At 63.6% G+C, this 23,908-nt stretch carries 11 protein-coding genes; 8 read left to right on the top strand and 3 right to left on the bottom strand.

All coding sequences use genetic code 11. The features are described 5' to 3' along the window. Positions 1-60: 60 nt before the first annotated feature. The 5 genes from IPM12_02400 to IPM12_02380 all read left to right on the top strand — a co-directional run bounded on the left by IPM12_02400 (position 61) and on the right by IPM12_02380 (position 5,338). Positions 61-2,511 carry a tail fiber domain-containing protein gene (locus IPM12_02400; protein ID MBK9146653.1) on the top strand — a complete coding sequence of 817 codons (2,451 nt, stop codon included), beginning with the start codon at positions 61-63 and terminating at the stop codon, positions 2,509-2,511. A gap of 90 nt (positions 2,512-2,601) precedes the next feature. Next, complete coding sequence (locus IPM12_02395; GenBank protein ID MBK9146652.1) at positions 2,602-2,802, top strand: hypothetical protein; 201 nt, start codon at positions 2,602-2,604, stop codon at positions 2,800-2,802. Between the two features lie 26 nt (positions 2,803-2,828). After that, the gene (locus IPM12_02390; protein MBK9146651.1) at positions 2,829-3,104 is read left to right on the top strand and encodes a type II toxin-antitoxin system RelE/ParE family toxin; all 276 of its coding nucleotides are present in this window, start codon (positions 2,829-2,831) and stop codon (positions 3,102-3,104) included. A gap of 22 nt (positions 3,105-3,126) precedes the next feature. Beyond that, a complete protein-coding gene (locus tag IPM12_02385) occupies positions 3,127-4,227 on the top strand; it encodes a glycosyltransferase (GenBank protein ID MBK9146650.1) in 1,101 nt (366 codons plus the stop codon). A 28-nt stretch (positions 4,228-4,255) separates the two neighbouring features. After that, complete coding sequence (locus IPM12_02380) at positions 4,256-5,338, top strand: glycosyltransferase (GenBank protein ID MBK9146649.1); 1,083 nt, start codon at positions 4,256-4,258, stop codon at positions 5,336-5,338. On the opposite strand, the gene IPM12_02375 is transcribed toward IPM12_02380, so the two are convergent. Continuing rightward, positions 5,339-6,028, bottom strand: coding sequence for an ATP-binding cassette domain-containing protein (locus IPM12_02375; protein MBK9146648.1), 690 nt, complete (start codon positions 6,026-6,028; stop codon positions 5,339-5,341). A gap of 158 nt (positions 6,029-6,186) precedes the next feature. Between IPM12_02375 and IPM12_02370 the strand changes: the two genes are divergently transcribed. From IPM12_02370 to gyrB, 3 genes are all read left to right on the top strand, one after another. Beyond that, the gene (locus IPM12_02370) at positions 6,187-9,306 is read left to right on the top strand and encodes a tetratricopeptide repeat protein (protein ID MBK9146647.1); all 3,120 of its coding nucleotides are present in this window, start codon (positions 6,187-6,189) and stop codon (positions 9,304-9,306) included. A 3-nt stretch (positions 9,307-9,309) separates the two neighbouring features. Next, positions 9,310-11,001 (top strand): hypothetical protein, encoded by a 1,692-nt coding sequence (locus IPM12_02365; GenBank protein ID MBK9146646.1) that lies wholly within the window; start codon positions 9,310-9,312, stop codon positions 10,999-11,001. Between the two features lie 241 nt (positions 11,002-11,242). Then, a complete protein-coding gene (gene gyrB, locus IPM12_02360) occupies positions 11,243-13,198 on the top strand; it encodes a DNA topoisomerase (ATP-hydrolyzing) subunit B (GenBank protein ID MBK9146645.1) in 1,956 nt (651 codons plus the stop codon). A gap of 83 nt (positions 13,199-13,281) precedes the next feature. On the opposite strand, the gene IPM12_02355 is transcribed toward gyrB, so the two are convergent. Together IPM12_02355 and IPM12_02350 are read right to left on the bottom strand one after the other, a co-directional pair. Then, the gene (locus IPM12_02355; protein ID MBK9146644.1) at positions 13,282-19,599 is read right to left on the bottom strand and encodes a gliding motility-associated C-terminal domain-containing protein; all 6,318 of its coding nucleotides are present in this window, start codon (positions 19,597-19,599) and stop codon (positions 13,282-13,284) included. Then, positions 19,596-23,798, bottom strand: coding sequence for a PKD domain-containing protein (locus IPM12_02350; protein MBK9146643.1), 4,203 nt, complete (start codon positions 23,796-23,798; stop codon positions 19,596-19,598). The genes IPM12_02355 and IPM12_02350 overlap by 4 nt, the downstream gene beginning before the upstream one ends. Positions 23,799-23,908: the final 110 nt, after the last annotated feature.

Here is a 23,908-nt window from a genome sequence, read left to right as displayed (position 1 = left end):
GCGGTCGGCAACCTGACGACCACCCCGTTCCCGGCGGCCTTTCAGGTACATGGGGATCTAATGGCCACGTGGACTGGCGAAGTGTTCCGCACCAATACGTCCCAGACCATTCTTGGCGTGCCGAACCCCACGTACTGGCGCATGTTCCATGGCGGCTCTGGCGCGACCGATGAGAGAGGCCAGCTCTTCGCGGTTCCGAATCTGGGGCACTTCAACATCAATGCGCCCAATGGGCACTTCCAGTTGCATACCCAGAACGTGCAGCGCGCTCGCCTGAATGGCAACGTGACCAGTAACATGGGGCCGCCCACCGCACCGCCATTCCTGAACGTGAATCGCGATGGCTTCTTTGCCCTCAGCGGCACCGATAATGCCTTCAACAATGTGAATAGCCGCGCGCCGTTCACGCGGTTGCACCTTGTCGATAATGCCGTAGACCCCGCTAACCCGACCGTGTATGCGCAAGAGCATGGCTACCGGCCCTGGCAGCGCAATGGCGTCACCTTCACGGGCAACAGCGACCAGAGCTACATCGGCCATAAGTACGATGCCAATGACAACACGGATTTCGTGGTGCAGTGGAGCGATAATCCGAACGGGAGCCCTTGGGGTGTGGACCGCATGAAGTTCGTGTTCACCACGCAATACAATGCCGGTCAAGCGCGCGGCGCGCAATCGGTCAACGGCCTTGAAGCCATCCGGTTATGGCCAAGGAACAACTTCGATGTGAACGTTGGCATTGGTGATTTCTTCGCAGGCAACCAGTTGACACCGGCGGTGGTAACGGATCCAACTGAGCGTGTGGATATCCTGAATGGCCGCTTGCGGATCAGGCAGCTGCCGGATGATTCGGCGGCGGTCGATTCCTTCTACGTGATGGTGGTTGACCGTACAACACTTACCCCCGGCAATCAGGAGCGCGGCGTAGTGAAGTGGGTAGATCCATCAACCCTCGGCGGAGGCGGTGCTGATTGCGATTGGACCGTCGAGAATGACGGCACTTCTGGTCCAGCGGTTTCGCACAACGTGTACACGGCAGTTGGCGTCAGCGACGACTGCCCTGATGATGATGACGCGGTCGGCATCGGCTTGAACCTTCAGAACTCACAATCGCCTGGCAAACTAGCGGTGAGGAGCACTCAGTACAGCAAAGCCGTGCATGTTGATCAACTCTCGACAGAGCCAAACGTCCAAGGACTCGGAGTCGAAGTTGCAGGCGGCACAACCACCACCACGGGCATCCATGTCCAGACTGAGCAAGGCTCTGCGAGTGGGGCTCAGAACCGTGGAGTGGATATCAGCGCTGTGGGAACCGGGGCACCCGGGAATTCTTGGAATTACGGCCTGGTGGCGAATGTGGTCGGGAGCAGTAGCCGTACCCGCGGCATCACAGCCAATACGTTCGGTGGCACTGTCACTGGTTACGCGGGCTGGTTCCAGGCATTCGACCCCGCGCCATGGGTGTACGGCGTTTCGGGTCAAGCGCGCGGTGGCCAGCGCCGAATCGGCGTGGAGGGCTTAGCGGTTGGTTCTGACCTGAATCAGATTGGAGTCATGGGCGCATCAACTTCGGGGACAGGCAACTGGCCAATACCGTTGAATGTGCCTTACATCGGTACGGCCGGCTTTGCACGTCGCGCAGACTCTACCACCTATGCCATTGGCGTGTATGGCGATGCCGTAGGTCCGTTCTACGAGGACTCTCTGAATACCACGGCCTGGGCCGGATACTTCAACGGCGTAGTAAAGGCTACCGGCAAGATGATCTGCACTGAGCTGCATGAAGTCTCCGATGCCTCATTGAAGACGGATGTTGCGGAACTCACGGGGGCGATGGCAGTGGTGAATGAACTGCGGCCATCAACATACCACTTTGCCGCTCCGGTCGGCTTGGATATCGACCTGCCTACTCAACTTCAATACGGGTTCCTCGCGCAAGAAGTGGAGGAGGTTCTTCCCAGTTTGGTCGGGAGGACGACATTCCTGGGCGAGGTCGATTCCTTGGGCAATGTGCTCTCCACGCAGTCCACGGTGAGGACCCTGAACTACCAAGGGCTTATTCCTGTAGTGGTTGCGGCGCTTAAAGAACAGCATGCTACGATCGACAGCATGCAAGAGCAGCTCCAAGCGGCACAAAGCGCCATCGCCACCATGCAGCAGCAACTCGCCACCTGTTGCGCCCAGCCTCCGGTTGATAGCGACCAACGCTCCGGTTCCGGAGTGGAAGGCGAGAAACTCACCCCCAGCCAAGAGCGCCTGCTCCGCATCGCTCCCAATCCCTTCACCGACCGTACCACCTTGTTCTGCACGTTGGAGCGCGCGGGCCGCATGCAGTTGCTGGCCAACAGCGCCGATGGCCGCAGCTTGATGGTGCTGAGCGAGGGCCAGCGCGAGGCCGGTGAATTCCAGTACGAGTGGAGCACGGAGAAGCTCGCGCCCGGCGTGTACTACATCACCCTCTTGCTCGATGGCGAGCCGGTGGTGAAGCGCGCGGTGAAGGTGGGGAGGTAGTTCTTTTTCAGGCCCCGAAAGACGCGGCCCGGCGCTTACGCCCGGGCCGCGCCTATTTGGGTCCTCACTCCTCATGCTACCTTCGATGCCATGAAGAAGACCCCGGAACTGCTTGAGAAGAAGAGCGTGCTGCGTTCCCTCAAGGAGCTGCCAGATCGATTCTCTGCGGATGACGTGATGGAGCGCGTGATGCTGCTGGAAGCCATCGCTGAAGGGCTGGCCGATATCAAGGCAGGCCGCGTGGTGCCGATCGCCGAGGCGAAGAAGAAGCACCGGCAATGGCTGAAGTGAGCATTTCTGCCAGGGCCATGCGCGACATGGCACGGATACACCATTACATCGCTGAGCACGGGGCGGAGCGTTATGCGGACCGGATGATTCAGCGTTTCTACCGTTCCTTGGAGGCTGTGGCCTTGTTCCCTAGTGGCGGTCGCATGGTGCCGGAATTAGGCCTCCCATCGATTCGCGAGACCATCGTTGGGGATTATCGCCTCATTTACCTTGTTGGTGATCGCGATCGTTGCGACCTCATCACCATTTTCCATGGAGCTCGGCGCTTCCCCCATGGCGCCATGCGCGCGCGGAGGGAGTAAGCGGTTCGCACCACCAACGCCCATGCGCGCCCTCGTCTGCGTCACCAACGACCTCAGCACCGACAACCGCGTGCACCGCACCTGCGTGGTGCTGCGCGAGTTGGGCTACGAGGTCCTGCTGGTGGGGCGGCTGTTGCCCGATAGCCTTCCGCTCCAGCGGCCCTACGCCACCAAGCGCATGCGGCTGTTCTTCCGCAAGGGGCCGATCTTCTACGCCGAGTACAACCTGCGGCTCCTTTTCCTCCTGCTCTTCAGCAAGGCCAACCTGATCGTGGCCAACGACCTCGACACCTTGCTGGCCTGCTACCTGGCGAAGGGGAAACGCGCGCTGGTTTATGACAGCCACGAGTACTTCACCGAGGTGCCGGAGATCCAGGGCCGTTTCGCGAAGCGCGCATGGCTGGCCATCGAGCGCTGGATCTTCCCGAAGCTGAAGCACGTGATCACCGTGAACGGCAGCATTGCCAACGCCTACCGTGAGCGCTACGGAGTGCCTGTGGAGGTCGTGCGCAACATCCCCATGCACAAGGAGCTCGGGCCGTTGCCGTCGCGCAAGGACCTGGACCTCCCAGAGGACCGCTTCATCCTGGTGCTGCAGGGCAGCGGCATCAACGTGGACAGGGGAGGCGAAGAGGCGGTGCTGGCGATGAAGGAGCTGCCCGATGCCCTGCTGCTCATCATCGGCGGCGGTGATGCCTGGCCCGTGCTGGAGCGCATGGTGATTGATCACGGGATTCAGGACCGCGTGCGCCTCTTGCCGCGCATGCCCTACGAGCGCATGATGCAGTTCACGCGCAACGCCGACCTCGGCCTCTCGCTCGACAAGGACACCAGCCTCAACTACCGCTTCAGCCTGCCCAACAAGCTCTTCGACTACTTCCGCGCGCACATCCCGGCGCTGGTGAGCGAACTCCCGGAGGTCGCCGCGATCGTGCGTCGGTACGAGGCGGGCATCGTGATCCCGCGCGTGGAGCCTGCGCTGATCGCCGCCGAGGTGCGTCGCTTGATGCCCGACCGCGCGCGCCGTGACGCCATGCGGCTGAAGGCTATTTTCGCCGCCACCGAATTGGATGGCGAGCGCGAGAAGGAAGCGCTGATGGCCTTCCTGCAACGCGTTGTCTGAGCGCCATCTCCATATCATCAGCTTCGACGTGCCCGCCCCGCCGAGCTATGGCGGCGTGATTGACGTGTACTACAAGGCGAAGGCGCTCGCGGAGCTGGGCGTGAAGGTGCACCTGCACTGCTTCCACTACGGCCGTCCGAAGGCGAAGGAACTGGAGCGGTTCTGCGCCAGCGTCCACTACTACCCGCGCAACACCGGCAAACTGCAGTTGCTCAACGCGCTGCCCTACGTGGTGGTGAGCCGCCGCAGCGAAGCGCTGATGGAGCGCCTGCTCCAGGATGCGCATCCCATCCTCTTCGAGGGGCTGCACTGCTGCTACCACCTCGGCGATCCGCGCCTGCACGGCCGCATCCGGATCGTGCGCGCGCACAACGTGGAGCACGACTATTACGGCGCGCTCGCGAAGGCCGCGTCGAACACCTTCCGCCGCACCTACTTCATCAACGAGGCGCACAAGCTGCAGCGCTTCGAGCCGGTGCTGGCCGAAGCCTCGCGCGTGCTGGCCATTTCACCGAAGGATGAGGCCTACTTCGGCTCGCACTTCCACAACGTGGCGCATGTGCCAGCCTTCCATGCCAGCGAGAAGGTGGAGGTGCCCGATGGTCTCGGCGATTTCGCTTTCTACCACGGCGCGTTGGGCGTGGCGGAGAACGATCAGGCGGCGCTGTACCTGGTGAAAAAGGTATTCGATGGCCTGCCCGTGAAGCTCATCATCGCCGGCAGCGATGCCAGCGCAGAGCTGAAACGCGCGGTGGCCAAGGCACCGAACGTGGAATTGCGCGAGGGCATCGCCACAGAGCAGATCCATGCGCTGGTGCGCGCCGCCCAGGTGAACGTGCTGCCCACTTTCCAGGCCACGGGCATCAAATTGAAATTGCTGCTCTGCCTCTTCAACGGCCGCCACGTGGTGTGCAATACGCCGATGATCGAGGGCACGGGCCTCGAAGGGCTCTGCCATGTGCACGACGATCCGCAGGGCATGCGCGAGAGCATCTTGGCCTGCATGGGCAAACCCGCGAATGGCCAGGCGCTGGAAGCGCGCGCGCGCGTGCTGGAGGAGCGCTTCAGCAACCGCAGGAACGCGGAGCTGATCCTGGCGCTTCTCGCTTGATCACACCGCCCTTGCTGCGCTCAGCTCGAGCAGCTTCCCCTCCTCGCAGCGCACCACGCGCGCGGTGAGGCTCTTCATGTGCGAATAATCGTGCGTGGCCATGATCACGCTGCGGCCGGTGGTGCTGATGGAGAAGAGCAGGTCCACGATCTCGCCCGTGGTCTCAGGGTCGAGGTTGCCGGTGGGCTCGTCGGCCAGGATCAGCTCGGGATCGTTCACCAGCGCGCGGGCCACGCTCACGCGCTGCTGCTCGCCGCCGCTGAGCTCGTGCGGCATCTTGTAGCCCTTGTTCGCCAGCCCCACCTTCTCCAGCACCTCCTGGGCGCGGCGGTCCATCGCCTTGCGGTCGGTCCAGCCGGTGGCGCGCATCACGAAGAAGAGGTTCTCCTGCACCGTGCGGTCGCTCAGCAGCTGGAAGTCCTGGAACACGATGCCGATCTTCCGGCGCAGGTAGGGTACCTGCGCGCGCTTCAGTTTCCGCAGGTCGAAGCCGCAGCAGAAGCCCTCCCCCTCGGTGAGCGGCACGTCGCCGTAGAGCACGCGCATGAGGCTGCTCTTGCCGCTGCCGGTGCGTCCGATGAGGTACACGAACTCGCCCTTGTACACGGCGAAATCAACGTGGTTGAGCACCAGGTTCTCGCGCTGGAAGATGCGCGCGCTGTTGAGCTGGACGAGCGGGGCGGTGGACATGGGTGCGGGCAAAGGTGCGCACGTGGCCAATACCTGCGCCCATGATCGCGTTGGATTGAGCGGCCCAATGCTTGCGAAGCGCCAACACCTCCGGGTGGAAATCTCCGCAGCCCGATGCCTTAGCGCCGCATGCCGCCCCTTGACCTTTGAACGCAATGATGACCCTGATTCCGAGCCACGGCTGGCTGTCGCGCCTAACCGTGCTGCTGGCCGCGTTCGCCCTCGGCCTTTCCGCCAGCGCACAGCGACCCGCGCACTACACCCACCAGGATGCCGACCTGGGCAACGCCATCGAGCTTTTCGGCATGGAGAAGTACGGTGCCGCGCAGTATGAATTCCAGCGGGTGGCCGACCGCATCACGGACCTGCACGACCCGCGCCGCACCGAAGCGGAGTTCTACATCGCCCTTTGCAGCGTTCGGCTCTTCAACGACGATGCCGGCTACCGCCTCAAGCGCTTCATGACCGAGCACCCGGAGGACCTGCATGTGCCCTTGATCAAGCTCGAGCTCTTCCGGCACAGCTTCAACCAGAAGGACTGGAAGGACGTGATCGCCTGGAGCGAGCAGGTGGTGGCCTCCGACCTGAGCCCCGCCGATGCCGAGGAGTACCGCTTCAAGCGGGGCTACGCGTATTTCCAGGACGGCAATAGCGAGAAGGCCCTCGCCGAGTTCAGCCTGGTGAAGGACAGCGAAGGCCTATTCGGCGCTCCAGCGCTGTACTACGCCTCGCACATTCACTACGAGCGCGGCCACCATGAGACCGCTTTGCAGGGCTTCCGCAAGCTCGAGCAGAATGCGGATTTCGGCAAGCTGGTGCCCGTGTACATCGCGGAGATCCTCTTCGTGCAGGGCAAGTACGATGAACTGGCCGAGTACTTGAAGCCGCTGCTGAGCGACCCCGAGGGCGTGAAGCGGCAGGCGGAGCTCAATCGGCTGGCAGGCGAGGCGAATTACCGGCGCGGCAACTACGCCGAGGCATTGCCCTACCTGCAGAAGAGCGCGCAGCGCGTGGGCGTTGACCGCAGCGACCGCTACATCCTCGGCTACGCTTATTACAAGACCGGCGATTGCCCGAAGGCCCTCAACGAACTCGTGATCGTGGCCAATGCCGACGACAGCCTCGCGCAGCTGGCCAGCTACCACATGGCCGATTGCTACCTGAAGCTGAATGAGAAGAACTACGCGCGCAACGCGTTCAAGAAGGCCTACGAGATCGGCAAGCCGGGCGAGGGCGAGGCGAAGGGCGACCCGCAGGTGACCGAGGATGCGCTCTTCCAGTACGCCAAGCTGGCCTACGAGCTCAGCTTCGACCCCTACCACGAGGCCATCACCGCCCTCCGCAGCTACCTGCGCGCCTATCCGAACACGCCGCGCCGCGACGAGGCCTATGAATTCCTGCTGAACGTCTACCTGAAGACGCGCAACTACGAGGACGCGCTCGCCTCGCTCGATGAGATCCAGAACAAGGACCTGCGCTTGAAAGAGGCTTACCAGAAGCTGGCGTACAACCGCGGGGTGGAGTTGTACGAGGGCCGCAAGTACAGCGATGCTGCGCTCTTCTTCGAACGGGCGCTGAAGTACCCGGTGAACCAGGGCACCAATGCGCGCGCGCACTTCTGGATGGCCGAGAGCCATTACGGCAAGGGCGACCTCACGGCAGCGCTCCAGAAGTACGACGACCTGCGCAATTCACCCGGCGCGTACAGCACCGACCTGTATGAGCAGGCCGGCTATGGCATGGGCTACGCCTACCTGAAGCAGAAGGATTACACCGAGGCCACCGTGGCCTTCCGCCGCTATGTGCTGAGCAAGAAAGGGGAGGCGAGGCAGCGCGCGGATGCCATGCTGCGCACCGGCGATTGCTACTTCGTGCTGAAGGACAACGAGCAGGCCGTGAAGTGGTACGACGATGCCATGCGCACCGGATCGCCTGACCGCGACTACGCGATGTACCAGAAAGGCGTGTGCCAGGGACTGCTGCGCCGCTATCCGGAGAAGATCGCCACGCTGAAGGCGCTGCTCGCGGAGCTCCCCAACTCGCGCTACGCCGCCGATGCCAAGTTCCAGCTGGGTGAGACCTACATCGTGCAGGGCGGCGACAGCGAGGCGCTGAGCTATTACACCCAGGTGACCAACGTCCACCCGAACAGCCCGCTCGTGCGGCAGTCCATGCTGCAGAGCGCGCTCATCCACAAGCGCCAGGGCCGCACCGAGGAGGCCATCTCCGGCTTCAAGGCCGTGGTGGAGAAGTACCCGACGATGGACGGCGCGCGCGAGGCCCTGGCCGGCCTGGAGAACATCTATGTGGAGCTGGGACGCGTGAGCGAGTACGAGGCCTATGTGCGCTCGCTGAAATGGGTTGACCCCGGCACTTTGGAGTTCGACGAGAAGTACTACCAGAGCGCGGAGAAGCTCTACTTCGAGGAGAAGTGCCCGCAGGCCATCGGCGCCTTCGGCGACTACATCAGCAAGTACCCGAACGGCGGCTACGTGCTCAATGCGCTGTACTACCGCGGCGATTGCCACTACCGCGCAGGCAGCTACGAGCAGGCCCTGCCAGACCTGGAAGAGGTGATCCGCCGCGACGGCGTGCAATTCATGGAGAGCGCAACGGCCATGGCAGCCGACATCAACTTCCGCGACGAGCGCTGGGAAGGCGCGCTGGATCACTTCAGGCGCCTCGAGCCCATCGCGGCATCGCCGCAGAACACGCTGGTGGCGCAAGTGGGCCAGATGCGCTGCCTGCGCGAGCTGGGCCGCATCCCTGAGGCCGGGGCCGCAGCGGAGAAGGTCGTGGCCAACGAGCAATCGAACGCCGACCTCAAGAGCGAGGCCAACATCCTCATCGCCCGCAATCTGGCTGACAAGGGCGAGCTCGACGCGGCTTACACGAAGTTCAAGGCCGTGGCCACCGGAAGCACCACCGCGCGCGGCGCTGAGGCCAAGTACAACATGGCCTACATCCGCCACCTGCAGGCCCAGTACCGCAAAGCCGAGTCGGAGATCTTCGAGCTGGCGCAGAGATTCCCGAGCCACGATTACTGGAAGGCGAAGGCCTTCATCCTGCTCGGCGATGTGTACGTGCAGCTCAACGACATCTTCCAGGCGCGGGCCACCTTGCAGAGCGTGATCGACAATTGCCGCGAGCCGGAACTGGTGGCTGAGGCGCGCCAGCGTCTCGATGCCATCAATGCCAGTCAGGCGCCACGCGACCAGCTCGTGCCCGGAGGCTCAGACGACGTCATCATTCCCATGCCTGGCGGCAACGGCCAATAACCCATGAAGCGCATCATCTCCTTCCTCGTCGTCCTGCTGCCGTTCGCGCTCCTCGCCCAGAACGAAGGCCAGTACGTGATCCAAGGCATCTGGAACCCCACGCTCATCGATGCGCAGAAGATCGATCTGCGGCCCGAGGGCATCGACACCATCCTGCCCACCCTGCCCGTGAGCTATAACCTGTTGCCGGCCAAGGCCGATATCGCGCCGCGCGCCGACAGCCTGGCCGCCGCCAAGCTCAACGTGGAGAAGGCGCAGGCACGGCTCTACAAAGGCTTCGTGAAGGCCGGTTACGGTTTGTACAACACGCCCATCGGCGAGCTCTACTTCAACCAGGGCCGCTCGCGCAAGAATGGCTACGGCTTCCACCTGAAGCACATGAGCAGCAACGGCGGCCTCGACGATGTGGGTCCGAGCCGATACAGCAACAACAGCATCGATGCCTTCTACCGCCACATCATCCAGAAGAACGAGGCCAGCGGCAGGCTGATGTACGACCGGCGCCGCATCAGCTACTACGGCTACCCGAGCAACGACAAGCTTGAGGATTCGCTCAGCCTGCTCGGAGGCGACAAGGACCGCCTGAAGCAGTTCTACAACGACATCGGCTTCGCCGCGCGCGTGCGCAGCCTCTATGAGGACAGCAGCCGCATCGCGCACGATGTCGGCCTCGAGGCGCACACGTACAGCAATTTCAGCGGCAGCCGCGAGACCAACATCCGGGTGGTGGCGGAAGCCGGAAAGCAGGAGAAGACCGAGTACTACCACGCCACGCTGCTGATTGACAACAACGCCTTCCGCGGAAGGGTCTCGCCCGACTCATCGGAGTTCAGGCAGAACGGCACGCTCATCGGCCTCTTGCCCAGCGTGCGCACCGTGGGCCGCAAGTACTTCGTGCGCGCCGGCGTGGGCCTCTACCTCGATGCGCTCGGTGAGACCACCTTCCACTTCTTCCCGCAGGCCTACGCGCACTACGCGCTCTTCGACAATATCCTGGTGCCCTACGTGGGCCTCGATGGAGAGCGCCGGCGGAACAGCTTCCGCAGCCTCACGCGCGAGAACCCCTGGCTCAACCCCGCTCCGCGGCAGCGCAACACCAGCAAGCTGTTCGATGCGTATGGAGGCCTTCGCGGCAGCTTCGGCAACCACATCGGTTTCGATGTCCGCGCGAGTTTCAGCTCGCTTGACGACATGCCCTTGTACATCAACACGCCCAATACGCCCTTCGGCGACCGCATGGATGTGGTGTACGACGAAGTGGAGATCATGGACTTCAGCGGTGAGCTCACGTACAGCACCGCCAAGGACACGCGCCTGAGCGCCCGGATCGACGTGTACACCTACGCCACCCGCGTGGAGGACGAGCCCTGGAACCTGCCGCCCTACAAGATCACCTTCGCCGCACGCCACAACCTGCGCGATAAGCTCGTGCTGAAGGCCGAGGCCCTTTTCCTGGGCCGAAGAACCGCCTACCGCGCGCCCGAGGCCAGCACCGACAGCAGCGTGGTGGCCGTGAGCACCCGCACCCAGCTCGATGGCTTCCTCGATCTCTACCTCGGCGCCGAGTACCGCTACACCAAGCGCCTGAGCATGTTCCTCGACATCAGCAACCTCAGCGCGAGCAAATACGAGCGCTGGTACCGCCACCCCACGCAGCGGGGGCTGATCATGCTCGGGGCGACGTACGCATTCTGAGCGCCCGTGTTGGGCTCAGGAATCGGCGGAGAAGCTGGTCTTCAGCAGAGGTGAGGAACCAGTTTCAAGGGCTTCCATGCCCCCTGTAAACGCCCCCTTCTGAACAAGCGTTAATTATCAACAGAATCCGCGTCCGTGTTGGGAAAACGGCCCTGTTAACCGGGTGTGAAAAGGTACCTTTGGGAGCCTTTGAAAAAAGGGCGATTTGAGCATAGAAACCATGTCAGAGACAACCCTGGAAATGAGCGAGAAGAAGAAGGCGGCGGCGAGCTATTCAGCCGACAGCATACAGGTATTGGAAGGCCTCGAAGCGGTGCGTAAGCGCCCGGCCATGTACATCGGCGATGTGGGCGTGAAGGGCCTTCACCACTTGGTGTACGAGGTGGTCGATAACAGCATCGACGAGGCGCTGGCCGGCCACTGCGACACCGTGGAGGTGACCATCACCCCCCAGAACGGGATCCGCGTGAAGGATAACGGCCGCGGCATCCCGGTGGACATGCACGCCAAGGAGGGTCGTAGTGCTTTGGAGGTGGTGATGACCGTGCTGCACGCCGGAGGCAAATTCGACAAGGACAGCTACAAGGTCTCCGGCGGCCTGCACGGCGTGGGCGTGAGCTGCGTGAACGCGCTCAGCACCCTGTTGCGGGCCGAGGTGCACCGTGACGGCAAGAAGTACGAGCAGGAGTACAGCGAGGGCAAGCCCCAATACGCCGTGCGCGAGATCGGCACCACCGACTACCGTGGCACCATCGTCACTTTCCAGCCCGACCTGAGCATCTTCCAGGTGGGCGAGTACAACTTCGACACCCTTGCCGCACGCCTGCGCGAGCTCGCCTTCCTCAACAAGGGCATCCGCCTCAGGCTCACCGACGAGCGCCGCACCGGCGCCGACGGCAGCTTCGTGAGCGAAGAGTACTACAGTGACCTTGGCCTGGTGGAGTTCGTGAAGTACCTCGATGGCACGCGCATGCCGCTGATCGAGGATGTGATCTACATGGAGGGCGAGAAGCAGGGCATCCCGGTGGAGATCGCCATGGTGTACAATGACAGCTATAACGAGAACCTGCACTCGTACGTGAACAACATCAACACGCACGAAGGCGGAACGCACCTGGCCGGTTTCCGGCGCGGCCTCACCCGTACGCTGAAGAAGTACGCCGACAACAGCGGCGCCACGCAGAAGCTCAAGTTCGAGATAAGCGGCGACGACTTCCGCGAGGGGCTCACCGCCGTGATCAGCGTGAAGGTGCAGGAGCCCCAGTTCGAGGGGCAGACCAAGACCAAGCTGGGCAACAATGAGGTGATGGGCGCAGTGGACATCGCCGTGAGCGAGATGCTCGAGAATTACCTCGAGGAGCACCCGCGCGACGCCAAGCAGATCGTGGAGAAGGTGATCCTGGCCGCCACCGCGCGCCATGCCGCACGCAAGGCGCGCGAACTGGTGCAGCGCAAGGGTGCCTTCAGCGGCGGCGGCCTGCCCGGCAAGCTGGCCGATTGCCAGAGCAAGGATGCCGGCGCCAGTGAGCTCTTCCTGGTGGAGGGCGATTCAGCGGGCGGCACCGCCAAGCAGGGCCGCAACCGCGAGTTCCAGGCCATCCTGCCCCTGCGCGGCAAGATCCTCAATGTGGAGAAGGCCATGCAGCACAAGATCCTCGACAACGAGGAGATCCGGAACATCTACACCGCGCTCGGCGTGCACATCGGCACCGAAGAGGACAGCAAGGCGCTGAACATGACCAAATTGCGCTACCACAAGATCGTGATCATGTGCGACGCGGACGTGGACGGCAGCCACATCCAGACGCTGATCATGACCTTCTTCTTCCGTCACATGCAGGCGCTGATCGAAGGCGGCCACCTCTACATCGCCACCCCGCCGCTCTATCAGGTGAAGAAGGGCAAGGAGCAGGTGTACTGCTGGAATGAGAATGAGCGCGATGCGGTGATCGAGGCCATGAAGCGCGGCAACAAGGACGCCAGCGTGCATGTGCAGCGCTACAAGGGCCTGGGTGAGATGAACGCCGAGCAGCTATGGGAGACCACCATGGACCCCACGCGCCGGACCCTTCGTCAGGTGACCATCGAGAACGGCGCCGAGGCCGACCGCGTCTTCAGCATGCTCATGGGCGATGAAGTGCCTCCCCGCCGCGAGTTCATCGAGAAGAACGCGATCTACGCGAAGCTGGACGTGTAGCTCGACCCACCCCGTCAAAGCGAAGGCCCCAGAGTTTCTCTGGGGCCTTCGCTCTTCTCGTGGGATGCGGGAAATCTGGTCTTCTACTTCAGCACCGTCACATGCCCGACCCTTTCGGTCAGCTCGTTGGTGAGCTTGTTCTTGAACTTCATCTTCCACACATACACATCCTCCTGCACCACTTCGCCTTGGTAATCGCCGCTCCAGGGCGCATGCACCTGTTCACTCCGGGTGAGCAGCAATCCCCATCGGTCGAAGATCATGAACTCGTAGTCCTTCACGAGCTGCGGAAGGTTGAAGATGGGCATGAACGTGTCGTTCTCGCCGTCGCCATTCGGAGTGACGGCGTTGGGCACCCAGACCACGAGCGCGTCGAGCACCTCGACCGGCTCGCAATGCGTGTCGGCGCAGCCGTTGGCATCGTAGGCGGTGAGGCAGACCATGTACGTATCCCCTAGTCCGCCGGGGAAGGTGAACGATGGTGAGGTGGCTGTGCTGCTTCCCACGCCTCCGAAATCCCAAGAGAAGCTCACCGCATTCGGCGTGGAGGTGTTCGTGAAGTCCGCGGTTGATGAGCCTACGAAAAGCGTCTCTGGCGCGAAGTCGAAGTCGGCCACAACGGGTGCCGGACGCGTGATCGTGGCCATGCCGGTTGCCGAGCAGCCGTTCGCATCCTGCATCAGCACCACATATTGCCCGGGGCAGAGTCCGGTGAACACGTTGCCGGAGCCGAATGCGCCGCCGTTCAAGCTGAAGAGCGCACCTTCTGGATCGACCACGGTGATGCTGCCGTCGCAAGCGCCGGGGCAGGTCTCGTCGGTGACGAGGATCGTGTCGATCACAAGCGGTTCCGGTTCATCGATGCTGAACGGAACGATGGTGAAGCATCCGTTCTCGTCGAGGACGGTCACGGTGTATTCGCCAGCGCAGATGCCCGTTGCACTGGGCGAATTGCCCGCGATGGAGCCTGACCAAGCGTAGTCGTATGCACCGTTGCCGCCCGTTGCGGATACGCTTGCCGTTCCATCGCAAACGCCGTTGCAGATGGCGTCTGTCAAGGCGACTACGGGAACGATCGCATCCGTGAAGATGATCGTCACCTGATCCTGCGTGGCGCAGCCATCATTGGAGAGCACGCTCCAGGTTAGCGTGTATGGGCCGCCGGCGATCGCGGTCACGGTGCTCGTCGGCGAACCGGGATCGCTGAAGGTGATGCCGGCCGGGCCGCTCCACGAGCCGCTTGCCCAACTGCCCGTGGCGTTCAGTGTGTATTCGAGCGTGCAGCTCACTGCATCGGGCCCTGCGTTGGGCGGCGCGATGAAGAATACCGTGGCCGTTGAGCTCGCAGAGGCATTGGGGCAGGGCGACAGGCCGAGGACCGTGTAGGTGTAAACGCCTTGCGCGCTTGTCGCAGGGTCGAAGATGCCATTGCTCGCTTGGCCGCCGGGTCCGGTCCACGTGCCGCCGGGCATGGGCGTGCCGCCAAGGAGCGTGAAGAGCTGGATGGGCGCCGCCTCGGGGCACAGCGTGATGCTGCCGTTGGTTCCGGCATCGGGCAAGGGGTTCACCGCCATGTTGACCGTGGCGCTCTGGTCCAGGCAGGGTGCTGTGGCTTGCACGGTGTACACGTATGCGCCGGGCGCGTCGATCGCCGGATCGAAGGTGCTCTCCGTGGGCGTGCCATTGGGCGCGGTCCAATCGCCACCAGCGTCCGGCGTTCCGTTCAACAGGTTGAAGAGGGCGACGGGTGCATCATCGGAGCACAGCGTTGCGCTGCCGTCGCTTCCGGCGCTCACCGGTGCCACCACGTTCATGATCACTTCACTCGTGTCGTTCTCGCAGGGCGCAGGCACGAAGAGGATGTAGCTGTACGCGCCCGCAGGCTGGGTGCTTGGATCGAAGTTGCCTGGGGCCGGGCTTCCATCCGGCGCGAACCAAGAGCCTCCTGCGTCCGGGCTTCCGCCGAGAAGGTCGAAGAGGTCGATTGGCGCGTTGTTCCCGCAAAGCGTCGTTTCGCCATCGAGGCCGGCATCCGCGTTCGCGAGCACATTCACGGTGATCGCGGCCGATGCTGATGGACAAGGAGCGATGCCATTCACCGTGTAGGTGTAGTCGCCCGGTGCATTCGTTCCGGGCGTGAAGAGGCCGCTGGAAGCACCGCCACCGGGTGCGGTCCATGTGCCGCCGGGGTCCGCCGCGCCGAGTACCGGGAAGAGGTCCACCGGATCGCCCACCACGCACAGGTTGATGATGTCAGGCATGCCAGGGTTGGGCATCTGCGTCACCGCGACCGTGACGGTTGCGGCATCGGCCGGGCATGGCGCCGAGCCTTGAACCGTGTAGGTGTACGCATCGGGCGCATCGGTCGCTGGATCGAAGGTGCCGCTGAACGGGTCGCCGTTGCTCGATGTCCACGCGCCACCGGCATCGGGCGATCCACCCAAGCTGGGGAGGAGCAGCATGGGTGCATTGCTGATGCAGAGCGTGAGGGTGCCATCGAATCCCGCATCGGGCGGTGCGATCACATCCACGGTCACGGTCTGACTCACGCTCGCGCACGGCGGCGGAACGGTGATCGTGTACGTGTACACGCCTCCGCTCATCGTACCGGGATCGAACAGGCCATCGAATGATGCGCCGCCTGGCGTGGTCCATTGGCCACCTTGGTCCGGCGAGCCTTCGAGGTAGCTGAATAGCTCATCCGGCGCATCGGAGCCGCATATGCTCAGGAAGCCGGGGCCGCCCGCATAGGGCTCATCAACCACTGTCACCGTCACCTGCGATTGATCATCCGGGCAGGGCGCCGTTCCGTTCACCGTGTAGGTGTACACGCCAGCGTTCATGGTCGCGGGGTTGTACATCCCGCCCGCCACCGGCGAGGGACCGCTCCAAGTTCCACCCGCCTGCGCGCCACCACCGAGCTGCGCGAAGAGTGATGTTGCGGGGCTGCTGATGCAGAGGGTGAGGGTCCCATCGGTGCCTGCGTTCGGCGGTGCGATCTCGGTGATGGTCACGGTGCTGCTTGCGTTCACGCACGGCGGCGGAACGGTGATCGTGTAGGTGTACACGCCGGGGTCCATCGAGGCGGGGTCGTACAGGCCGCCAACTACCGGTGAAGGACCGCTCCAAGCGCCTCCGAGATCAGGTGTGCCGCCTAGTTCCGCAAAGAGGTCGATGGAGGCGTCCGTTGCGCAGAGCGTAGCGCTGCCGGGCGTGCCTGCGTCAGGCGCAGCCACCACGTTCACCGTCACCTGCGATTGATCATCCGGGCAGGGCGCTGTTCCGTTCACCGTGTAGGTGTAAACGCCAGCGTTCATGGTCGCGGGGTTGTACATCCCGCCCGCCACCGGCGAGGGACCGCTCCACGTTCCACCCGCGTGCGCGCCGCCGCCAAGCGCTGCGAACAGCGATGCCGGCGGACTGCTGATGCAGAGGGTGAGGGTCCCATCGGTGCCTGCGTTCGGCGGTGCGATCTCGGTGATGGTCACGGTGCTGCTTGCGTTCACGCACGGCGGCGGAACGATGATCGTGTAGGTGTACACGCCGGGGTCCATCGAGGCGGGGTCGTACAGGCCGCTAACTACCGGTGAAGGACCGCTCCAAGCGCCGCCGAGATCAGGTGTGCCGCCTAGTTCAGCGAAGAGGTCGATGGCGGCGTCCGTTGCGCAGAGCGTAGCGCTGCCGGGCGTGCCTGCGTCAGGCGCAGCCACCACGTTCACCGTCACCTGCGATTGATCATCCGGGCAGGGCGCCGTTCCAATCACCGTGTAGGTGTAAACGCCAGCGCTCATGGTCGCGGGGTTGAACATCCCGCCCGCCACCGGCGAAGGACCGCTCCACGTTCCACCCGCCTGCGCGCCACCACCGAGCTGGGTGAAGAGTGATGCCGCGGGGCTGCTGATGCATAGGGTGAGGGTCCCATCGGTGCCTGCGTTCGGCGGTGCGATCTCGGTGATGGTCACGGTGCTGCTTGCGTTCACGCACGGCGGCGGAACGGTGATCGTGTAGCTGTACACACCGGGGTTCATCGAGGCAGGGTCATACACGCCGCCGACTACCGGTGAAGGGCCGCTCCAAGCGCCGCCGAGATCAGGTGTGCCACCTAATTCAGCGAAGAGGTCGATGGCGGCGTCCGTTGCGCAGAGCGTAGCGCTGCCGGGCGTGCCAGCGTCAGGCGCAGCCACCACGTTCACCGTCACCTGCGATTGATCATCCGGGCAGGGCGCTGTTCCGTTCACCGTGTAGGTGTAAACGCCAGCGTTCATGGTCGCGGGGTTGAACATCCCGCCCGCCACCGGCGAGGGACCGCTCCACGTTCCACCCGCCTGCGCGCCACCACCCAGCGCTGCGAACAGCGATGCCGGCGGACTGCTGATGCAGAGCGTGATTGCCCCATCGGTGCCCGCGTTCGGCGGAGCGATCTCGGTGATGGTCACCGTGCTGCTGGCGTTCACGCACGGCGGCGGAACCGTGATCGTGTAGGTGTACACGCCGGGGTTCATCGTGGCAGGGTCATACACGCCGCCGACAGCAGGTGAAGGGCCGCTCCAAGCGCCGCCTGCATCGGGTGAACCGCCCAACTCACTGAAGAGCAAGAGTGAAGCATCGGTGGCACAAAGTGTCGCACTGCCAGGAGTCCCTGCATTCGGATTCGTCGCCACGCTCACATTAACTGTTGCGGAAACCGAGGGGCATGGGGCAGTTCCGTTGACCGTGTATGAGTACAAACCGACTGCATCCACACCGGGCGTGAAGCTTCCGGTGGAGGCGCCTCCTCCGGGCGCAGTCCAGCTTCCGCCGAGGTCAGGCGTACCATTCAGTCCTGTGATCAGTGCTGTGGCCGGGCTCGAAGAGCAGAGCGTGAGGCCGCCATTGATGCCCGCGTCGGGCATGGTGTTCACTGTGACTGTGACGAGCGCGATGTCAGCTGGACAGGGAGATGCGCCATTGACTGTATAGGAGTAAACGCCTGATGCATCGATCCCAGGGGTGAAGGTGCCCGAATGAGCGGCTGCATTGAAGCTCCATGCACCACCACCTTGCGGTGCACCATTCAACAAGCCGAACATGTCGAATGCCGCATCGATCTCACATACCGTGATTCCTCCATCGCCACCTGCATTGGGCGGGATGTTGATGGTGACCGTTACCGTAGAGGCTGCGTCAATGCACGGTGCAGCGCCGGCGACCGTGTAGGTGTACACGCCCGCGCTCATGGTCGCGGGATCGATCATGCCGCCGACAACCGGCGAAGGACCGCTCCAGGAGCCGCCAGCATCCGGCGTCCCGCCGAGCTGCGCGAAGAGTGAAGCAGGAGCATCACTCGAGCAGAGCGTGATCGCACCATCGGTTCCGGGATCGGGCGGCGCGTTGATCGTCACGGTCACCGTCGCGCTTTCGTCCGGGCATGGTGCGGTTCCGGTCACCGTGTAGGTGTACACGCCCGCGAGCATCGTGGCAGGATCGATCATGCCGCCGACGACCGGCGAAGGACCGCTCCATGTTCCACCGGCATCCGGTGTTTCGCCGAGCTGAGCGAAGAGACTTGCGGCAGCATCCGAGGAGCAGAGCGTGATCGCACCATCGGTACCGGGATCCGGGGGCGCATTGATCGTCACGGTCACCGTTGCGCTCTCGTCAGGGCATGGTGCGGTTCCGGTCACCGTGTAGGTGTACACGCCAGCACTCATCGTCGCGGGATCGATCATGCCGCCGATAACCGGCGAAGGACCGCTCCATGTTCCACCGGCATCCGGCGTTCCGCCGAGCTGCGCGAAGAGACTTGCGGCAGCATCCGAGGAGCAGAGCGTGATCGCACCATCGGTACCGGGATCGGGCGGCGCATTGATCGTCACCGTCACCGTCGCGCTTTCGTCCGGGCATGGTGCGGTTCCGGTCACCGTGTAGGTGTACACGCCCGCACTCATCGTCGCGGGGTCTATCATGCCGCCGACGACCGGCGAAGGCCCGCTCCATGTTCCACCGGCATCCGGCGTTCCGCCGAGCTGCGCGAAGAGTGAAGCAGGAGCATCACTCGAGCAGAGTGTGATCGCACCATCGGTTCCGGGATCGGGCGGCGCGTTGATCGTCACGGTCACCGTCGCGCTTTCGTCCGGGCAGGGTGCGGTTCCGGTCACCGTGTAGGTGTACACGCCAGCACTCATCGTCGCGGGATCGATCATGCCGCCGATAACCGGCGAAGGACCGCTCCATGTTCCACCAGCATCCGGCGTTCCGCCGAGCTGCGCGAAGAGACTTGCGGCAGCATCCGAGGAGCAGAGCGTGATCGCACCATCGGTACCGGGATCGGGCGGCGCATTGATCGTCACCGTCACCGTCGCGCTTTCGTCCGGGCATGGTGCGGTTCCGGTCACCGTGTAGGTGTACACGCCCGCACTCATCGTCGCGGGTCTATCATGCCGCCGACGACCGGCGAAGGCCCGCTCCATGTTCCACCGGCATCCGGCGTTCCGCCGAGCTGCGCGAAGAGTGAAGCAGGAGCATCACTCGAGCAGAGTGTGATCGCACCATCGGTTCCGGGATCGGGCGGCGCATTGATCGTCACCGTCACCGTTGCTTGCTCATCGGGGCAAGGCGCTGTGCCGGTCACGGTGTAGGTGTACACGCCCGCGAGCATGATGGCAGGATCGATCATGCCTCCGACGACCGGCGAAGGCCCGCTCCATGTTCCGCCAGCATCCGGCGTTCCGCCCAGTTGCGCGAAGAGAGAAGCAGGAGCATCACTCGAGCAGAGCGTGATTGCACCATCGGTACCAGGGTCGGGCGGCGCGTTGATCGTCACGGTCACCGTCGCGCTTTCGTCCGGGCATGGTGCGGTTCCGGTCACCGTGTAGGTGTGCACGCCCGCGAGCATCGTGGCAGGATCGATCATGCCGCCGACGACCGGTGAAGGACCGCTCCATGTTCCACCGGCATCCGGCGTTCCGCCCAGTTGCGCGAAAAGTGAAGCAGGAGCATCACTCGAGCAGAGCGTGATCGCACCATCGGTACCGGGATCCGGGGGCGCGTTGATCGTCACGGTCACCGTCGCGATCTCATCGGGGCAGGGTGCAGTTCCGGTAACGGTGTAGGTGTACACGCCCGCGCTCATGGTCGCAGGATCGATCATGCCGCCGACGACCGGCGAAGGACCGCTCCAGGAGCCGCCAGCATCCGGCGTTCCGCCGAGCTGCGCGAAGAGTGAAGCAGGAGCATCACTCGAGCAGAGCGTGATCGCACCATCGGTACCGGGATCCGGGGGCGCGTTGATCGTCACGGTCACCGTCGCGATCTCATCGGGGCAAGGCGCTGTGCCGGTCACGGTGTAGGTGTACACACCCGCGCTCATCGTCGCGGGGTCTATCATGCCGCCGATTACAGGGGAAGGTCCGCTCCATGTTCCACCGGCATCCGGCGTTCCGCCGAGCTGCGCGAAGAGTGAAGCAGGAGCATCACTCGAGCAGAGCGTGATCGCACCATCGGTACCGGGATCGGGCGGCGGGTTGATCGTCACGGTCACCGTTGCGCTCCCGTCCGGGCAGGGTGCGGTTCCGGTCACGGTGTAGGTGTACACGCCCGCGAGCATCGTTGCGGGATCGATCATGCCGCCGACGACAGGCGAAGGCCCGCTCCATGTTCCACCGGCATCCGGTGTTCCTCCGAGCTGAGCGAAGAGACTTCCGGCAGCATCCGAGGAGCAGAGCGTGATCGCACCATCGGTACCGGGATCAGGAGCCTGGTTCACCGAGATGGTGAGGGCTGCCACATCGTTGGGGCAAGGCGCGATGCCGGTAACGGTGTAGTTGTATACGCCCGGAGGATCGGTTGCTGGATCGAAGCCGCCGCTCGACGCGCTGCCGCCCGAATCGGTCCATGAACCCGTTCCATCGGGGGCACCGCCCAATTGAGACACGAGCACCACAGGCGCACTCGTGCTGCACAACGCAATGCTCGCATCGTTGCCAGCATTCGGGGGCATGCTTTCGGTCACGGTCACCGTGGCCGAGGCATTCGGGCAGGGTGCCGTGCCGTTCACGGTGTAGGTGTACACGCCCGGGTCCATTGTAGCCGGGTTGTAGTTGCCTCCGACCACGGGTGAAGGCCCGCTCCAATTGCCACCGGCCTGCGCGCTTCCACCGAGCAGGGCGAACATGGATTGGGTGGCATCTGTGCTGCAAACGGCGAGGCTCGTCGGCGTGCCGGCAACAGGCAGCGGATACACCGTCACATTCACCGTGCTGCTCTGCGGTGCGCCGCAAGCACCGGCACCACCCACGGTGTAGGTGTATAGGCCTGGCGCATCAACCCCTGGCTGGAAGGTGCCGCTGTGCGCGCCCCCGCCAGGTGCGGACCATGTGCCGCCGGCGGTGGGCGTCCCGCCTAGCTGGGCGAAGAGGTTGATCGCAGCGCCGTTGCTGCACGCGGCCACATTCGCACTCGTGCCGGGATCCACCAGGTTGTCCACCGTGATGGTCATGCAATCCGTGCTCGTGCATAGCGGATGCCCGATCTGGTACACGGTGACGCAGTACTGCGTGGTGCCGCCCACTGTGGCCACCGGATTGGCGATGTTCGGATCGCTGAGCCCAGCGGCCGGAGACCAGTTGTACACGAAGTTGCCGCCGGGGCAATTGGCCACGCCGCTCCACAGCTGACCCGTGCCTGGACCCATCGGCGAAGCGTAGGCCACGCCTCCGCTGCTGTTGAAGAGCGTGAACGATTGCTCGCCGTTGTACAGGTTGCCGGCCACATAGCTCACCACAACCGTGGCGCCCGACGTCACCGGGATGTTCACGCTGGCCTGCGCGCCGTTGTTCAGCCAATAGCTGTACGGGGTGCCATTCACCGTCACCGTTACGTTGGATCCGTTCGAGCCAAGGCCGAACAGGCCGGTCCAGCCGTCACCGAATGAATCGTACAGGGTGAGCGTGTAATCGCAGTTGGTGGGGAAGCCGCCGCTGGTCACGGTGGCATTCAGTTGCACCGGCGTGTTGCAGGTGGTCGCATCGGGCCCTGCATTCACTTGCGGCGCAGGGATGATGTTCACCGTGAGCGTGGTGTCGTAATCGCATCCGAAGTTGTCGGTGACGTGGTAGACATAGTCGTAATTCCCCGGGGCGGGCGGCGTCACGCACGCCTGGTTGCAATTGGCGCTCTGGTTGGTGATGTTCGGCCCTGTCCAGTAGCTGCTGTCGCATTGCGCCCCATACACGGGCGTGAACGTGATCAGGTCATCGTAGAGCGCCGGATTGAAAGTGATGTCCCAATCGCACAGGAAGCCGTTGTCGCTGGCCCACATGTCGCAGATCTGGATGGTCCACGTCCCGTTCAATTGCGCGCCGATCAATCCGGTGAATGGGTTGAGGCTCTCATAGGTGCCGGCGGGCAAGGTGCCGCCGGCGTTGTCCACCCATGTGCCGTTGGTGGCGGTGGGGCTCCAGCAATAGGTGTAGCAGGTTCCTTGCGCATTCGGCGTCAGGTCATTGTCCACGGGCACGCCGAGGAAAGTGGCACCGCCACCCTGCTGGTGCATGATAACGCTCTCGCCGGTGGGCGCGATCAAGCTGATCACGAGGTCGCCGATGAAGCTGTGCTCGATGTCTATGCAGATTGAAAGGAGGTCGTTCGCCGATGTGACCGTTTGCCCTGGGGCGAACTGCGTGAAGGTGACCGTGCTCGTGAAGCACTCACCCACGTTGTCAGGCAGGAAAACCCCGCCGCCGGCATTCGGATTCGGCAGCTCATTCCAAGTGGTTCCTTGCACCACACCGTTCAAGCAGAGGGTCTCGCCGACACAACCTGTGAGGGTGCCGCTGGTTCCGGTGAAGGTGGGAGGCGTGCCCACCAGCGTGACCAGGTCCACGAGATTGGTGCTCGCGCAGCCATTGTTATCGAGCAGGTAGAGCTGCGCGGTGTAGCCGCCGGGCTGCGCGTAGGTGTGGTTCACGATGACCGGCGCATTGTTCAGGATGGTGCCATCGCCGAAGTCCCATCTGCGTGAGGCGATGTTGAATCCTGGCGCTGCGAAGCTGCCCGTGCTGTTGAAGGTGACGCTCTCGCCGGGGCAGATGCGCATGGGGTTGGTGGGGCCGTGCGTGGCCACGGCGATCGGCCGCACGCAGGGCTGGTAGCAGGTGATGCTGGCCGCGAAGACTCCCGTGCCCGTGTTATTGCTGCGGAAAACGATGGTGAGGCAGCCGCTGCTATTGCCCGCGCTTGCGCTCACGATCTGGCCTTGGCCCGCGTTGCCGGTCCAGGTGGCGAGCACAGGGGCCGCCGTGCTGTTGCCATCATAGACGGTCATGAAGTCGATCGGCGCGGCGCCGGCGGTGCTCAGGTTGAACGTGATGAAATTCAACGAGATGGCAGTGCCGGAAGCATCAGGGCAGATCGTGTAGGTGTAGTTCTCGTTGTTGCCGTAGCCGCTTGCTCCTTGTCCGCCGCTGTCGAGGAAAGCGCCTACGCACGTGCTCGCCGTTCCATTGAAGATCGGGAAGGGCTGTGCATGAGCATCTCCTGCTGCCAGCCATAGGCACGCTGAGCCGAGCAGCAAGCGCGTGAGCCGGGCATTCAGTCGGATCCGATCGTAACGAAACGCCATCCAGCATCCTCGACGGCCCGTTGCCCGCCATCAAGCGTTGGAAATGTATCCGCGTGAGGGATACACTGGAAGGCTCGCCGCTGCTATTGGACGAACCCCAGCGTGTTCAC

The sequence above is a fragment of the Flavobacteriales bacterium genome, assembly GCA_016716605.1.
Classification (GTDB): Bacteria; Bacteroidota; Bacteroidia; order Flavobacteriales_F; family PHOS-HE28; genus PHOS-HE28.
This window is presented reverse-complemented; position numbering and strand designations above follow the sequence as displayed.